The sequence below is a fragment of the Bradyrhizobium sp. CCBAU 11434 genome (genome assembly GCF_028128895.1).
GTDB classification, from domain to species: Bacteria; Pseudomonadota; Alphaproteobacteria; order Rhizobiales; family Xanthobacteraceae; genus Bradyrhizobium; species Bradyrhizobium zhengyangense.
Map to the genome: position 1 here is coordinate 192,272 of NZ_LBJX01000095.1, position 14,481 is coordinate 206,752.

Sequence of the window (14,481 nt, forward strand, 5' to 3'; positions counted from 1 at the left end):
GTTGGCTAAATCAGTTGATCAGGCCAGCGTGCACCATCGCGCTGCGCACGGCGGCACGGGTCGACTCGGATACCGGGACCATCGGCAGGCGCAGCGTCTCGTCAAACTTGCCGAGCAGCGACATCGCATACTTGATGGGGGCCGGATTGCTCTCGATGAACAGGTTGTTGTGCAGCGGCATCAGCTTGTCGTGGATCGCAAGCGCCGCCTTGGTGTCGCCCTTCGCCCAAGCGGCGTGGAACTCGGCGCACAGGCGCGGTGCGACGTTCGACGTCACCGAGATGCAGCCGTGACCGCCATGCGCCATGTAGCCGATGATGGTTGCGTCCTCGCCCGAGAGCTGGTTGAAGTCCTCGCCCATCGCTGCGCGCTGCTGCGACACGCGCACCATGCTGGCGGTCGCGTCCTTGACGCCGGCGATGTTCTTCAGCTCCCAAAGCCGCTTCATCGTGTCGACCGACATGTCGATCACCGAACGCGGTGGGATGTTGTAGATGATGATCGGAATGCCGATCGCATCGTTGATCGCCTTGAAGTGCTGGTACATGCCTTCCTGGGTCGGCTTGTTGTAATAAGGCGTCACCACCAGCACGGCATTGGCGCCCGCCTTCTCGGCGTGCTGGGCCAGCTCGACCGCTTCCTTGGTCGAATTGGAGCCCGCGCCGGCAATCACGGGCACCCGGCCCTTGGCCTCCTCGATGCACCATTCGACGACCTTCTTGTGCTCGTCATGGCTGAGCGTCGGGCTCTCGCCGGTCGTGCCGACCGGAACCAGGCCGTTGGTGCCTTCCGAAATCTGCCAGTTGACCAGGGAGCGAAACGCCGCCTCGTCCAGCGAGCCGTTTTTGAACGGCGTGACCAAGGCGGTGAACGACCCCCGGAATTTCGTCTTGGCTGCCATGGACTTCCTCCGTACGCGGCGTGATTTAGAGCAAGCCCCTTTCTTATCGGGTCTCGTCAGCCCGTAAAAGGCCTGCATCCGCGTGACGCACCGTTTAAGCCGCGATTTTGCCGCGGTGGTGGTGCAAACCCGGCGGCGGTAAGCGGCTGTTGGTATTTTGTCCGCATATTCAATCAAATACAGCCAGATCTTGTACAGATAGGTCTTGAGCCAATTGACTGATTCGGGGCGACGAACCGCCGTGACCTTCTTATCCCGTACTGCATGGCGATCAGCCGGACTGGCGCTGTGCCTGATGGCCGGCCTGTCGATCGGTTGTGTCGCCCTGGCCAAATCCAGCGAGACGACCGAGGACGGTGCGAAGGAACCCGCCAAGCCTGCGGCAAAGGGAATCGCAAGGCCAGCAGCCAAGCCGCCTGCGAAGGACACGGCGAAGGGGGCGGCCAAGGAGACCTCCAAGGGCGCAGGCAAGGATACCGCCAAAGACACGGTCAAGGGCGCAAGCAAGGACGCCACCAAGGGTGCAAGCAAGGGAGCAGCTCCGGCGACGGCCAAGGATGCGGCGAAGAAGCCTGCCGGCAAGGACGCCGCGAAGGACAAGCCGAAACCGGCAGCAGCGACCTCCGCGCCAAAGTCACGACCTGCCTCCAACGCGTCGGCGCCTCAGACGGCGCCCGCGGTGACGGCGACCGTGAGACCTACAGCCTCGCCCTCCGCCGCCGGCAGACCTGTCGCAACCCCCATGCTGGCGCCCGCGACCCGCCAGCACGCCGCGCCGCGCAAGCCGGTGACGCCGGCCGCGGTCGCCGCGACCTCGTCGACGTCGCAGGCCGACAAGGACACGCTGGAGAACGTCATCGAGCTCGTGCGCAAGCGCAAGCCGGGCGATGCCACCAGCTACGCAGATTCGATTTCCGATCCGGTCGCGCGAAAGCTCGCCGAATGGATCATCCTGCGCAGCGAAGACAATGGCGCAAGCGTCGAGCGCTACCGCGCCTTCCTCTCCGCCAATCCGAGCTGGCCGTCGCAGACTTTCCTGCGCCGACGGCTCGAGGCCGCGATGTGGGACGACAGGCGCGACGACTCCGTTGGCTGGTCGTGGTTCGAGAACGAATCCCCTGTTTCGGCCAAGGGCCGCTTCGTGCTCGCCAAGGCGATGCTGGCGCGCGGCGACCGCGCCAATGCCGAGCGGCTGGTACGCGAGGCATGGCGCAACGATCCGATGTCGGAAGACACCGAGAACAACGCACTCGACCAGTTCGGAGCGCTACTGACGCCCGGCGACCAGAAGGCGCGGATGGACACGCTGCTTTACGGCAGCGAGCACGAGGCGGCGATGCGCGCCGCAAGGCGCCTCGGCGCGGGCTACGTCGCGCTTGCGAAAGCCCGTATCGCCTCCTTCAAGAAAGCCCCGAACACGCGCGCGCTGCTCGAAGAGGTGCCGCGCGAGCTGCACAGCGATCCCGGCTTCATTTTCAGCAAGATCCAGCTTCTGCGCCGCGAAGAGAAGTTTCCCGAAGCAGCCCAGCTGATGCTGTCGGCGCCGAAGGATCCGAACCGGCTCTACAATCTCGATGAATGGTGGATCGAGCGGCGCCTGCTGGCCCGCAAGATGATCGACACCGAGGACTTCCGCAGCGCCTATCTGATCGCGCGCGATGCGGCGCTGCCCTCGCGCGACATCTACAAGACCGAGCAGGAGTTCACCGCCGGCTGGATCGCGCTGCGCTTCCTCAACGATCCCGCCGCTGCCGCCCAACACTTTGCCCGTATCGGCGTCGGCAGCGTCAATCCGACCACGCTGGCGCGCGCCGGTTACTGGCAAGGCCGCGCGGCGGAAGCCGCGGGCCGCCAGCAGGAGGCGCGCAACGCCTATGCCCGCGCCGCCGAGCAATCGACCAGCTATTACGGACAGCTTGCGCGCGCCAAGCTCGGCCTGCCGCAGATCGAGCTGAACAGCCAGCCGCGCGGCCGTGGCGCCGAGCGGCTCGAGATCGTGCGCGCGGCGCAATTGCTCTACGAGCTCGACGAGCGCGAGCTCGCGGTGCCTCTTCTCGCCGACATGGGCGAGAACGGCGATCCCGAAGCGCTGACCGGCCTCGGCGAGCTGACCCAGCGTTATAGCGACGCGCGCGGCATGCTGCTGCTCGGCAAGGCCGCGCTCAATCGCGGGCTGCCGTTCGACTTCTATGCCTACCCCGTCAACGGCATTCCGCAGTTCAGCCAGATCGGTCCCGAGGTCGAGCGGAGCATCGTCTACGCCATCGCGCGGCAGGAAAGCGCGTTCAATCCGGCCGTGGTCTCGCCGGCCCAGGCCTATGGCCTGATGCAGGTCACCCCCGATGCCGCGCGCTATGTCTGCAAGCGGCACGGCGCAACCTATGACCTGTCGCGGCTGAAGAACGACTCGTCCTACAACGCCACGCTCGGCGCGGCCGAGCTCGGCGGCCTGCTTGAGGATTATCGCGGCTCCTACATCATGACCTTTGCGGCCTACAATGCCGGTCGCGGCAGCGTGAAGAAATGGATCGACCGCTATGGCGACCCGCGCGACCCCAAGGTCGACGCAGTCGACTGGGTCGAGCTGATCCCGTTCTCCGAGACGCGCAACTATGTGCAGCGGATCATGGAGAATCTTCAGGTCTACCGCGCCCGCTTCGGCGGTGGCACGCGCCTGCAGATCGAGGCCGATTTGCGCCGCGGCGCTGGCAGCGTGGAATAGCGGGCCTCCTCCGATCCATTTGTCAAAGATATTGAAGCCTCACAGGCGCCGATTTCGGTCAGTGTTGCACAAACAGCACAAGCAGCCGCCAGGGCATCCTTATCGTATTGTTTTGATTTAGCTTTCTGAACTAACCCCAGCCCTCCCCCGAGCTCCCTTTGGAGCAGGAACGGGCACGGCGGCGCTTCAGATGCATGGGTTGCAAAAATCGCTGGGAAAATTCGGGCCCAAACACGCGCTTCGAAATTGACCAGCCCAAGCAAATAGATGCATAAGGCTCGCACCGGAGAGGTGGCCGAGTGGCTGAAGGCAACGCTTTGCTAAAGCGTCATACGGTCTCAAGCTGTATCGAGGGTTCGAATCCCTCTCTCTCCGCCACCCAATTCAAATGACCCGCGACCTGATCGTACCGCTGAAAGCCAGCGGCAGGTGTCTCGCGCGTCTCGGGCTAGCGCTCCGCTGATGGAGCGCGAACGGGCGGTCTCGTTCCGCCTCGCCGTCAGAAACAAGGTCAACGGCGCCGTCCCCGTTCCCTAGGACGGAGATGGCTCAATGGGCGGACACCCAGGCCCTTGCGTCGCGCTGCGCGGCCGAGATCTCGGCTTCCGACATCTGGCCGGCCACTTCCTGGCGCAGCGCCACGGCGTCCTTGCGGCCCTTCAGGGCGGCGAGGTTGAACCATTTATGCGCGGCAACGAGGTCGACCAGGCCCGCGCGACCGCTCGCCCAGTAGATTCCGCGCTCGAACAGAACGTCCGACAGCGCGCTTGCATCGATTGGCGTCGCCGTATCGAGATCGAAAGTACCCTGAAACATAACGCATCCCCTTTTTCTTATGGCCGCCTCGAATCCCCCGAGCGCGGCTCCCGTCCCACTCTGATCAGCGTGATCCTTCTGGACCGCGCGTTGTTCAACTCATCCCCATTGCCGTTTGCCGGCTTGTTGAAGGGGATGATGGCGGGCAAATTTGAATGGCAGTTTAAGTATCGCGATGAAGCAGACGTAAACGCGGGGCCGCGCCCGGCGCGCGGGAACTTCAAGAAGTCCCCGATTCGCAGGCACTTCTGCGATTCCTTAGGATACGTTTACCCTGTGATTTTCGGACATCGATAACCATCGCGCACGGAGACATCAGTACGGTGGTTACATCCTGTGGGGAGGCGACGCGCGGGAAAGGCCGCCTCGCACCAAGGCCCGCTCGCAATCATGCCGGCGGGCCAAGCCTCGACGGCCAGCCACGCAAAGCGACGGCACCGCGGTCAGGTCAACAATGTCGGGAAAGGGATTGCCGGCAATACCCCGGCCTCAGGGAACGAGGGCGTCGGCGAACACGTCAGGACCAGATTCCAAATGGGCCCGAAGGCCGCTTGTGGAATTGCGGAGCTCTTTTGAAGGAGACCCGCACCGAACGAAGAAAACTCTGTTTCTTCTGCCGGACCGTAAAGTCGAACGATCCGACCGTTGACCTGATGTCTCGCCGACACCCTCTATCGTCGACCAGAACCTCTAGGAGGCGCTGATGACGTGCCGGCTGCTAGGAGCCGGCAACTTCAGAAGTCGAAGTTACTTCTTCTTCTTCGCGACCTTGCGGGTCTTCTTCGCAGTCTTCTTCACTGCGCTCTTCGCCTTCTTCGCCTTCTTCGCTTTCTTGGCCATGTTGCCCTCCGATGTGTGAGATGGCTTTAATCGCTGCATGCATTCGGGGATCGAGTGCACACCCATTCCGAATACACCAACACGACGAAAAAAACATCTTCTCACTTAAGGAAGTGTTGACGACGCAGCGCCCGTGCGCCAGCCGCGCTTGATTTGCCGATCAGCGGCAACACGCGTCTACGATTGCAAATGCGTCGCGCAGCATCGACGTTGTCGAGCACTGCGATTGCAAGAAAACACTATGCAGCAAGTAAGATTCTGCGCGCGCACATCGCGCGCGATCGATGCGATGAAGCGCGCGACAACGCGCACGATTGCCTCGCAAGGCAGAGTCGCGGACTCTGAGTCGCGTTTTTTGGCAACGAAATTATTTTCATGCTTAACGGCGGAAGCGCTCGTCTGAGCGTGTGCAAGTCGCCGTTCTGAGCGAATCGCGCGGACTGCGATTCGGTGGAGCTGCGCGCTCGAATGGGATGATGCTTGCCGTCGATGACGCGTGCGTGCGTCGCATCGCGAGGTGACGAAGCATGTCGCCACCTCGTCCGATCGCGCGAGATCAGACGCCGAGCTTGGACTTCAGCAGCTCGTTGACCGCCTGCGGGTTGGCCTTGCCGCCTGATGACTTCATCACCTGGCCGACGAACCAGCCGAGCGACTGCGGCTTGTCCTTCACCTGCGCGGCCTTGTCGGGATTGGCTGCGATGATGTCGTCGACAACCTTTTCGATCGCCGAAAGATCCGTCACCTGCTTCATGCCGCGGCTTTCGACCAGCGCGCGCGGGTCTCCGCCCTCCTGCCAGACGATCTCGAAAAGATCCTTGGCGATCTTGCCGCTGATCGTGCCCTCGCCGATCAGGTCGATGATCGCCGCGAGCTGCTCGGATGACACTGGAGAGCCCGTAATATCCCGGCCTTCCTTGTTGAGACGGCCGAACAGCTCGTTGATCACCCAGTTCGCCGCCATCTTGGCGTCGCGAACGCGGTTGGCGAGCCTGTCGAGCACCGTCTCGTAGAACATCGCGCTCTCGCGCTCGGCCACCAGCACGCTCGCATCATAGGCCGACAGGCCGAAGTCTGCGACAAAGCGCGCCTTCTTCTGGTCCGGCAGCTCCGGCAGCTTCGCCTTCAGCTCGTCGACGAAGCTCTGACTGAACTCCAGCGGCAACAGATCCGGATCGGGGAAGTAGCGGTAGTCGTGTGCCTCCTCCTTGGAGCGCAGCGCGCGCGTTTCGCCCTTGTTGGCGTCGAACAGGCGCGTCTCCTGGTCGATCTTGCCGCCGTCCTCGATGATCTCGATCTGGCGCCGCGCCTCATACTCGATCGCCTGACCGATGAAGTTGATCGAGTTCAGGTTCTTGATCTCGCAGCGGGTGCCAAGCGGCGCGCCCGGCTTGCGCACGGAGACGTTGACGTCAGCGCGCAGAGACCCCTTCTCCATGTCGCCGTCGCAGGTGCCGAGATAGCGCAGGATCGAGCGCAGCTTGGTGACATAGGCCTTGGCCTGCTCGGCATCGCGGATATCAGGCTTGGAGACAATTTCCATCAGCGCGACGCCGCAGCGATTGAGATCGATCAATGACTGCGACGGCAACTTGTCGTGCAGCATTTTCGCCGGGTCCTGCTCCAAATGCAGCCGCTCGATGCCGACGGTGGCGGTCTTGCCGCCCTCGAGCTCGAGCAGCACCTCACCCTCGCCGACGATCGGCGACTTGTATTGGCTGATCTGATAGCCCTGCGGCAGATCGGGATAGAAATAGTTCTTGCGGTCGAACACCGAGCGAAGATTGATCTTCGCGTTCAGCCCAAGCCCGGTCCGGACAGCCTGCCTGACGCATTCCTCGTTGATGACGGGGAGCATGCCCGGCATCGCGGCGTCGACCAACGACACCTGCGTATTCGGCTCACCACCGAACGCGGTCGAGGCGCCCGAGAACAGCTTTGAGTTCGATGTCACCTGGGCATGGATCTCCATGCCGATGACCACCTCCCAGTCACCGGTGGCGCCCTTGAGAAGCTTGTGCGTGGCCGTGCTCATGTCTTGCTCCCGAGCAGCGTGGCAGCGATCCGCTGCCACTCCGCTTCCAATGAATCCATTGCGACCGGCTGGCCAGCCTGGCGATACCAGTAGCCGGCATTGCCGAGGTCACCTTCGACGCGGTGCAGATAGGCGTGCACCCAGGCGGCGTCGCGACCCTGATCGTCCTGGACGATCTTGTGCGCCTGGTCCCAGTCGCCTCTCGCAGCCCACCAGAGACCTCTGAGCGGCGCGTTCAGCTCAGGCGCGGGTGCCGCGCCGTCGAGGCTCGCGATGAAATCGGCGACATTCACCACCACCTCGCGGGCGTGAAGCGGCCGGCGGCCTGCTCGATCACCTCGCCGAGCGAGAACAGCGTCTCCTCGTCGAACGGGCGGCCGATCAACTGAAGCCCGAGCGGCAGGCCCTGCGCGTCCTTGCCTGATGGGACCGCGATGCCCGGCAGGCCCGCCATGTTCACGGTCACCGTGAAGATGTCGTTGAGATACATCTCGACAGGGTCGGCGCCGCCCTTCTCGCCGATGCCGAAGGCGGCCGACGGGGTCGCGGGCGTCAGGATCGCGTCCACGCCCTTGGCGAAGCAATCCTCAAAGTCCTTCTTGATCAGCGTGCGCACCTTCTGGGCCCGCAGATAATAAGCGTCGTAATAGCCGGCCGAGAGCACATAGGTGCCGATCATGACGCGGCGGCGCACCTCGGCACCAAAGCCGCTAGCGCGGGTATTCTCGTAAAGCTCGGTGATGCTCTTGCCCTGCTCGCGCAAGCCGTAGCGGACGCCGTCATAGCGTGCGAGGTTCGAGGACGCCTCCGCGGGAGCCACGATGTAGTAAGCCGGCAGCGCGTACTTCGTGTGCGGCAGCGACACCTCGACCAGCTCGGCGCCGGCCGCCTTCAACCAGGCCGCGCCCTCGCTCCACAGCTTCTCGATCTCGGCCGGCATGCCGTCGAGACGATACTCCTTGGGGATGCCGATCTTCATGCCCTTCACCGACTTGCCGATCGCGGCCTCGTAATCAGGCACCGCGATGTCGACCGAGGTGGTGTCCTTCGGGTCATGACCGGCCATCGAACGCAGCAGCATTGCGCTGTCTCGCACGCTGCGCGCAATCGGGCCTGCCTGGTCGAGCGAGGACGCGAAGGCGACGATGCCCCAGCGCGAGCAGCGGCCATAGGTCGGCTTGATGCCGACGGTCGCGGTGAACGCCGCCGGCTGGCGGATCGAGCCGCCGGTGTCGGTCGCGGTCGCGCCCATGCAGAGCAGCGCGGCGACAGCCGACGCAGAGCCACCGGATGAGCCGCCCGGCACCAGCGTCGTATTGCTTCCCTCACGCCGCCAGGGATTGCCGACGGGACCGAAGCACGAGGTCTCGTTGGCCGAGCCCATCGCGAACTCGTCATTGTTGAGCTTGCCGAGCATCACGGCGCCGTCGCGCCAGAGCTGCGAGGTCACCGTGGACTCATAGGTCGGCACGAAATTGCCGAGGATCTTCGAGCAGGCCGTCGTGCGCACGCCCTTGGTCGCGAACAGGTCCTTGATGCCGAGCGGAATGCCGGCGAGCGGGCCAGCCTCGCCCTTGGCGAGCTTGGCGTCGGCCTCCCGTGCCATGCTGCGCGCCTGGTCGGGCGTCTCCAGAACGAAGGCGTTGAGCAGGCGCGCCTTCTCGATCGCGGAAAGATGCGCGTCAGTCAGCTCGAGTGACGTGAAAGTCTTGTCGGCGAGACCCTTGCGGGCCTCGGCGAGCGTCAGCGATGTCAAATCGGTCATTTATTGATCGGGCTGCAGAAGAACGGAGACAGGGTCTTGTCGTTGGCCGGGTCGTCTTTTTTTTCGGCCACATTCGCGGCGGCCTGGAGCTCGTCGAGCACGGCATTGACGGCGACATTGGGATCGGCAGCCTTGCCCTGCCGCTCCATCTTGTCGAGGTAGTTCATGTAGGCCTGATAGGCCTTCTCATCGTCGCAAAGCATGCACATCGGGAGGCGTCCTGGGAATTATTCGACGACCTTGGGCACCAGGAAGAAGTGACCTTCGGTCGCCGGCGCATTGGCAACGATATCGTCGGCGATCTCGCCGTCGGTGACCACGTCCTGCCGCTTCTTCATCTGCATCGAGGTCACCGAGGTCATCGGCTCCACACCCTCGACATTGACCTCCGAGAGCTGCTCGACAAAGGCGAGCATGGCGTTGAGCTCGCCTTGCAGATGCGGAACCTCGTCCTCAGCAACCGCAATGCGCGCTAGATGCGCGATGCGGCGGACGGTAGCGGCGTCGACGGACATTATATAAGGCCTCTCACGGCAAAACCTATGTGCCGTATAGCAGAGGCCGGTTTTGCGCCGCAACCGGCGCGGGCGCATGATCCGGAAAAGTGCGCAGCGGTTTTCCGAAAGATCATGCGCAAACAATAACCTAAAGCGCGATGATCATATCGCGCCCTAGCCGGCCAGCGCTTTCATGCGGGCCAGCGCCGATTTGGCAAAATCCCGGGTCAATTCGGCCGCAGGGACCTCACGGCCCAGGGCGACGGCTTGCCCGGCCCACAGATTGGTAAAGTCCACCTTGCCCTGCTTCTCGGCAGCAGCCTTGAGCGGCGCCAGGGCCGTCGCGGCATGGGGAAACGGCGGCGCGTCCGGCGAGATCGGGCCCGCCTCGCGCATCAGGCGGTTTTGGACACCGCGCGCCGGGCGGCCGGTCATCACATTGGTGATGACGGTGGAATCGTCCCGCGCCTCGGCGAGTGCCTTGCGGCCGCCCGCGCTGACCTTGGACTCCGGGCAGCGCAAATAGGCGCTGCCGATCTGCACACCGGAGGCGCCAAGTGCGAAGGCCGCGGCGATGCCGCGTCCGTCCGCGATGCCACCCGCGGCGATGACAGGCACCTTCACGGCATCGGCGACCTGCGGCACCAGCGCAAAGGTGCCGGGCTGCTCCGCTATCTTCTCGGTCAGGAACATGCCGCGATGGCCGCCCGCTTCGGCGCCCTGTGCGATGACGGCATCAGCGCCATGCTGCTCGAGCCAGACCGCTTCCTGCACGGTCGTGGCGGACGAGATGACGAGACAGCCCGCCGCCTTGACGCGCTTGAGCAGCGGCTGCTCCGGCAGGCCGAAATGGAAGCTGACGACCTCCGGCTTCAGCTCCTCGACGACCTCGCAGAAGGCGGCATCGAATGGCGCCCGGTTGGCCGCATTGATGGGCGCCGCCGGATCGAGACCATGCTCGGTGTAGTAACCAGTGAGCCGCTGCTTCCAGCGCGCCTCAGCCTCCGCCGTGAGCTCGATCGGCGTGTGGCAGAAGAAGTTCATGTTCACCGGCGCCTTCACGCGCTGGCGAATGACGTTGACCTGCTCGCGCGCCTTCTCCGGCGACAGCATTGCGCTCGGCAATGAGCCAAGTCCGCCGCCCTCGGCCACGGCGATCACCAGCTCCGCATCCATCACGCCGGCCATCGGCGCCAGCACGATCGGGAATTCGGTCTTGAACAGATCGATCAGTCGACGGTCAGGCCACATGGTTGTTCTCTCTTGGTTCAGGCGAGCGACGCGATGGAATTGCGCCGGCCGTCCAGCAACTGCTCGGCCTCGGACGCAATCCGTTCCACGATCTCGGCCGCCGGTGGAATATCATGGATCAGGCCGACCGCTTCTCCGGCAAAGACGGCCGCAATTTCGAAATCGCCCGCCATTTTTGCCGCGGCATAGTCCTTGGCAATCTCGTCCGCGCGCTGCAGCAGCTCGATCTCACGGCCGGTCCAGGTCTTGATATGGTTGTTGACCAGCGTGCGCGCAGTGAACGGCGTCGGCCAGAACAGTTTTCGCGACCAATCGGGGACGACGCCGCGCACGGTGCCGTTGCCGTCGGCCGCGCGAATGCGTTCCTTGGCTGCGTCGGCACCATTGGCCTCGACGCTCGCATAGAAACGCGTGCCGACCAGCACGCCGGATGCGCCTAACATCATCATCGCTGCGAGCCCCCGACCATCGGCAATGCCGCCGGCCGCAACGACTGGGATGCGCCCGGCCGCGAGATCGACGATCGCAGGCACGATATCGACCGTCGTGCGCGAGGCGCCATGGCCGCCTGCCTCGGTCCCCTGCGCGACCAAAATCTCCGCGCCGGAATCGAGCGCCTGCTTCGCCATGTCCTCGTTCTGCACCTGGCAGATCAAGCGCGCCCCACTCACTTTGATCCGCGGCGCGAACGGCGCGGGATCGCCGAACGACAGCATGACGGCTTGAGGGTGCGCTTCGAGCGCAATGTCGAGAAGCTCGGGCTGCTTTGCCAGGCTCCATGTGATGAAGCCGATCCCGAACGGTGCAAAGCCCTTCAGCTCCGCGGCCTCGGACTGAAGCCGGGCGCGGTCACCGTAGCCGCCACCCAGAATGCCGAAGCCACCCGCCTCGCTCACGGCACGGGTTAGCCGGCTGCCCGCGATCGTATCCATGGGCGCCGACAGGATCGGATGCTTGATCCCGAGAAGCTCCGTCAACGGCGTGGCGATCGGCATGGGGTCTCCCACTCTGGACAGGAAGACTAGGCCCAACTAGCATTCTCGAAAAATGAATTGTTGCGAATGCTGCCATCACAAAAGCGAAACGATACCATGGAACTGAGCGACATCCAGACCTTTGCCGCAGTCGCCCGCACCGGCGGCATCACCCGCGCCGCCGAAGAGCTCAACACGGTGCAATCCAACGTCACCCAGCGCATCAAGGCCCTGGAGGCCGAGATCGGCACGCCATTGTTCGAGCGCCACAGCCGCGGCATGGCGCTGACCGGCGCCGGCAAGCGCCTCCTCCCCTACGCGCATCGGATGGCCGCGCTGTCGCGCGAAGCCCTGCTCGCGGCGCGCGACGATGGCGAGCCGAAGGGACCGCTTTCGATCGGCTCGATGGAGACGACCGCGGCAGTGCGATTGCCGCCGCTGCTCGCCGACTTCCACCGTCGCTTCCCGGCAGTACGCCTCAGCCTGCGCACGTCAACGACCGCCGATCTCGTCGCCGGTGTGCTCGAAGGCACGCTCGATGGCGCCTTCGTCGCCGGCCCCATCGCGCATGACGACCTCTCCGTGACAAACGCATTCCGGGAAGAGCTGGTGCTGGTCAGCGCGCGGCGCTGGGCCTCGCTTGCCGAGTTGCGCGCAGGCACGCCCGAGTCGGGCCCGACCGCCCTGGTGTTCCGCACCGGCTGCACCTATCGCCAGCGCCTCGAACAGATCTTCGTCGAATTCGGCTGGCCTTCGGCCGCGCGCTTCGAGCTCGGCACGCTGGATGGCATGATCGGCTGCGTCGCTGCCGATATGGGCGTCACGTTGCTGCCCCGCGCGGTGGTCGAGCGCAGCGCGATGACCGGCAGCGTGACGATGCACGCGCTGAGCCCCTCGCACGGGCGCGTCGAGACACTGTTCATCCAGCGGCGCGCCGGCCATCAAACCAGCGCGCTCGAAGGCTTTGTATCCTGCCTGACCAAGGACGACGAAATCATCGCGGCCTGATGGACCACCTCCGCAATGCCACCACGGCCCAGATCGCCTCAACCAGGCCGAACGGCCAAGCCCCTTGCAGGAAGCCGTAGGCCGAACCGAGGGCACAGGAGGCCGCGAACAACAGCACGAACCAGGGACTGCGGTCCTCGAAGGCGTAAGTGACCAGCATCGCCGTCACCGCAAACAGACCGAATAATGTCAGCGCATCCATGTTCCCGGTTCACTCCGCAGCACGCCGCGTGATATGCGCTAAACCATGCCGGCTCTTATCCTGCCTCTCATCGATGCTGCAACCCACTGGCCCGAACGCGGCGGGTTGATCGGCCTCGATCTCGGCACCAAGACCATTGGTGTCGCCGTGTCCAATCCGGACCGCCGCCTCGCGACCGGTGTCGAGACCATTCAACGCAAGCAATTCAAGCACGATGCTGCCCGCCTCCTCGCCATTGCAACCGAACGCAAGGTGGTCGGCATCGTGCTCGGTCTTCCCATCAACATGGACGGCAGCGAGGGGCCGCGCGCGCAATCGACTCGCGCTTTCGCCCGCAATCTGGCCAATCTGACCCCGCTCCCCATTGGTCTCTGGGACGAGCGTCTGTCAACCGCGGCCGTCGAGCGCGAATTGATCGGCATGGACGTCAGCCGCGCCAAGCGCGCCGAGGTGATCGACGAGCACGCCGCGATCTTCATCCTGCAAGGCGCGCTCGACCGGCTCGCCAATCTGCGCGCCAGCCCAGGGGCTGGCTGATCCATGGTCGTCGTGATCGCGGCACTGCTGCCGGTCTTCATTCTCATCGTGATCGGCGTGGTGCTCCGGCACAGCCTGATGCGGCTCGACACGCAATGGCACGGGCTGGAACGGCTGACCTATTTCGTGCTGTTCCCGATGCTGCTGATCCAGACGCTGGTGAAGGCCGATCTCTCAAAAGTGCCGGTCGCCGGCGTCGGCGGCGCGCTGCTGCTGGCGGCACTCGCGATGTCGCTGCTCTGCCTTGCGCTGCGCCCGGCCCTGTCGCGGCTCGACATCGACGGTCCCGCTTTCACCTCGATCTTCCAGGGCGCGACGCGCTGGCAGACCTATGTGGCGCTGTCCGTTTCTGCCAATCTGTACGGCGACGTCGGCCTGGCGCTGGCCTCTGTCGCCATGGTCGCGATCATCCCCCTTGTGAACGTGTTCAGCGTCGCCGTGCTCGCGCATTACGCATCGCCCGAGAAGCAATCCGCGCGCGCGATCGCCATGACCGTGATCCGCAATCCCCTGATCTGGGCCTGCATCATCGGCATGGGCATCAATGTCGTCCATCTGCCGCTGCCAAAGATCTGGCACGAGGTCGCTGACGCGCTCGGCCGCTCCTCGCTCGCCATTGGCCTGCTCGTCACCGGCGCCGGCCTTCAGCTCAAGGGTCTGCTCCGTCCGAGCCTGGGCGCGTCGATCGGCGTGGCGTTCAAGCTGGCCCTGATGCCGGTGCTCGCACTGGCGCTCGCCATCTGGTTCGGACTGTCAGGCACCAACCTCGCGATCGTCGCGATCTGCGCGGCGGTGCCGACCTCGCCGAGCGCCTATGTGCTGGCCCGCCAAATGGGTGGCGATGCGCCGCTGTTGGCCCAGATCATCACGCTGCAGACGATCCTGGCGGCGATCACGATGCCGATCGCGATCGCGCTGGTGGCGTAGAGTTCG

14 protein-coding genes and 1 tRNA gene are annotated in these 14,481 nt (G+C 64.4%); 5 read left to right on the forward strand and 10 right to left on the reverse strand.

The window, feature by feature from the left end:
* Positions 1-10: 10 nt before the first annotated feature.
* Complete coding sequence (gene dapA / locus XI06_RS26565; RefSeq protein WP_237861676.1) at positions 11-901, reverse strand: 4-hydroxy-tetrahydrodipicolinate synthase; 891 nt, start codon at positions 899-901, stop codon at positions 11-13.
* A gap of 295 nt (positions 902-1,196) precedes the next feature.
* On the opposite strand from dapA, the gene XI06_RS26570 reads away from it, so the two are divergent.
* Both XI06_RS26570 and XI06_RS26575 read left to right on the forward strand, forming a co-directional pair.
* Positions 1,197-3,623 (forward strand): lytic transglycosylase domain-containing protein, encoded by a 2,427-nt coding sequence (locus tag XI06_RS26570; protein WP_271606928.1) that lies wholly within the window; start codon positions 1,197-1,199, stop codon positions 3,621-3,623.
* 285 nt (positions 3,624-3,908) lie between these two features.
* Positions 3,909-4,001: transfer RNA gene (locus tag XI06_RS26575), tRNA-Ser, on the forward strand.
* Between the two features lie 171 nt (positions 4,002-4,172).
* Here the strand turns inward: XI06_RS26575 and XI06_RS26580 are convergent.
* From XI06_RS26580 to XI06_RS26615, 8 genes are all read right to left on the reverse strand, one after another.
* The gene (locus XI06_RS26580) at positions 4,173-4,439 is read right to left on the reverse strand and encodes a hypothetical protein (RefSeq protein ID WP_237861674.1); all 267 of its coding nucleotides are present in this window, start codon (positions 4,437-4,439) and stop codon (positions 4,173-4,175) included.
* 1,396 nt (positions 4,440-5,835) lie between these two features.
* Complete coding sequence (gene gatB / locus XI06_RS26585; RefSeq protein WP_237861672.1) at positions 5,836-7,314, reverse strand: Asp-tRNA(Asn)/Glu-tRNA(Gln) amidotransferase subunit GatB; 1,479 nt, start codon at positions 7,312-7,314, stop codon at positions 5,836-5,838.
* Positions 7,311-7,613, reverse strand: coding sequence for a hypothetical protein (locus tag XI06_RS26590; RefSeq protein WP_271606908.1), 303 nt, complete (start codon positions 7,611-7,613; stop codon positions 7,311-7,313). Before XI06_RS26590 ends, gatB begins: the two co-directional genes overlap by 4 nt.
* Positions 7,604-9,079 carry an Asp-tRNA(Asn)/Glu-tRNA(Gln) amidotransferase subunit GatA gene (gene gatA, locus XI06_RS26595; RefSeq protein WP_237861669.1) on the reverse strand — a complete coding sequence of 492 codons (1,476 nt, stop codon included), beginning with the start codon at positions 9,077-9,079 and terminating at the stop codon, positions 7,604-7,606. Before gatA ends, XI06_RS26590 begins: the two co-directional genes overlap by 10 nt.
* Positions 9,076-9,288: a hypothetical protein gene (locus tag XI06_RS26600; RefSeq protein ID WP_237861667.1), complete on the reverse strand. Its 213-nt coding sequence runs from the start codon at positions 9,286-9,288 to the stop codon at positions 9,076-9,078. The genes gatA and XI06_RS26600 overlap by 4 nt, the downstream gene beginning before the upstream one ends.
* A gap of 18 nt (positions 9,289-9,306) precedes the next feature.
* A complete protein-coding gene (gatC, locus tag XI06_RS26605; RefSeq protein ID WP_271606909.1) occupies positions 9,307-9,594 on the reverse strand; it encodes an Asp-tRNA(Asn)/Glu-tRNA(Gln) amidotransferase subunit GatC in 288 nt (95 codons plus the stop codon).
* A gap of 156 nt (positions 9,595-9,750) precedes the next feature.
* Positions 9,751-10,827, reverse strand: coding sequence for an NAD(P)H-dependent flavin oxidoreductase (locus XI06_RS26610; RefSeq protein WP_271606910.1), 1,077 nt, complete (start codon positions 10,825-10,827; stop codon positions 9,751-9,753).
* Positions 10,828-10,844: 17 nt separating this feature from the next.
* Positions 10,845-11,822 carry an NAD(P)H-dependent flavin oxidoreductase gene (locus XI06_RS26615; RefSeq protein ID WP_237861662.1) on the reverse strand — a complete coding sequence of 326 codons (978 nt, stop codon included), beginning with the start codon at positions 11,820-11,822 and terminating at the stop codon, positions 10,845-10,847.
* 96 nt (positions 11,823-11,918) lie between these two features.
* Here XI06_RS26615 and XI06_RS26620 point away from each other — a divergent pair, with 96 nt between their 5' ends.
* Positions 11,919-12,809 carry a LysR family transcriptional regulator gene (locus XI06_RS26620; RefSeq protein ID WP_271606911.1) on the forward strand — a complete coding sequence of 297 codons (891 nt, stop codon included), beginning with the start codon at positions 11,919-11,921 and terminating at the stop codon, positions 12,807-12,809.
* Here the strand turns inward: XI06_RS26620 and XI06_RS26625 are convergent.
* On the reverse strand, positions 12,796-13,011 hold the full coding sequence (locus tag XI06_RS26625; protein ID WP_237861660.1) for a hypothetical protein: 216 nt from the start codon (positions 13,009-13,011) through the stop codon (positions 12,796-12,798). The two genes, XI06_RS26620 and XI06_RS26625, sit on opposite strands and share 14 nt — an antisense overlap.
* Positions 13,012-13,056: 45 nt before the next feature.
* On the opposite strand from XI06_RS26625, the gene ruvX reads away from it, so the two are divergent.
* Both ruvX and XI06_RS26635 read left to right on the forward strand, forming a co-directional pair.
* Positions 13,057-13,548, forward strand: a complete 492-nt coding sequence (ruvX, locus tag XI06_RS26630; protein ID WP_271606912.1) for a Holliday junction resolvase RuvX — start codon at positions 13,057-13,059, stop codon at positions 13,546-13,548.
* Between the two features lie 3 nt (positions 13,549-13,551).
* Complete coding sequence (locus XI06_RS26635) at positions 13,552-14,475, forward strand: AEC family transporter (RefSeq protein WP_237873415.1); 924 nt, start codon at positions 13,552-13,554, stop codon at positions 14,473-14,475.
* The last annotated feature ends 6 nt before the right edge of the window (positions 14,476-14,481 follow it).

Excerpts from the sequence above, each read along its gene's own strand:
- XI06_RS26635 (WP_237873415.1), top strand. The coding sequence starts at position 13,552 with ATGGTCGTCGTGATCGCGGCACTGCTGCCGGTCTTCATTCTCATCGTG.
- XI06_RS26620 (WP_271606911.1), top strand. The coding sequence starts at position 11,919 with ATGGAACTGAGCGACATCCAGACCTTTGCCGCAGTCGCCCGCACCGGC.
- XI06_RS26610 (WP_271606910.1), bottom strand. The coding sequence starts at position 10,827 with ATGTGGCCTGACCGTCGACTGATCGATCTGTTCAAGACCGAATTCCCG.
- gatC (WP_271606909.1), bottom strand. The coding sequence starts at position 9,594 with ATGTCCGTCGACGCCGCTACCGTCCGCCGCATCGCGCATCTAGCGCGC.
- ruvX (WP_271606912.1), top strand. The coding sequence starts at position 13,057 with ATGCCGGCTCTTATCCTGCCTCTCATCGATGCTGCAACCCACTGGCCC.
- gatA (WP_237861669.1), bottom strand. The coding sequence starts at position 9,079 with ATGACCGATTTGACATCGCTGACGCTCGCCGAGGCCCGCAAGGGTCTC.
- XI06_RS26615 (WP_237861662.1), bottom strand. The coding sequence starts at position 11,822 with ATGCCGATCGCCACGCCGTTGACGGAGCTTCTCGGGATCAAGCATCCG.
- XI06_RS26580 (WP_237861674.1), bottom strand. The coding sequence starts at position 4,439 with ATGTTTCAGGGTACTTTCGATCTCGATACGGCGACGCCAATCGATGCA.
- XI06_RS26625 (WP_237861660.1), bottom strand. The coding sequence starts at position 13,011 with ATGGATGCGCTGACATTATTCGGTCTGTTTGCGGTGACGGCGATGCTG.
- gatB (WP_237861672.1), bottom strand. The coding sequence starts at position 7,314 with ATGAGCACGGCCACGCACAAGCTTCTCAAGGGCGCCACCGGTGACTGG.
- XI06_RS26600 (WP_237861667.1), bottom strand. The coding sequence starts at position 9,288 with ATGTGCATGCTTTGCGACGATGAGAAGGCCTATCAGGCCTACATGAAC.
- dapA (WP_237861676.1), bottom strand. The coding sequence starts at position 901 with ATGGCAGCCAAGACGAAATTCCGGGGGTCGTTCACCGCCTTGGTCACG.
- XI06_RS26570 (WP_271606928.1), top strand. The coding sequence starts at position 1,197 with ATGGCCGGCCTGTCGATCGGTTGTGTCGCCCTGGCCAAATCCAGCGAG.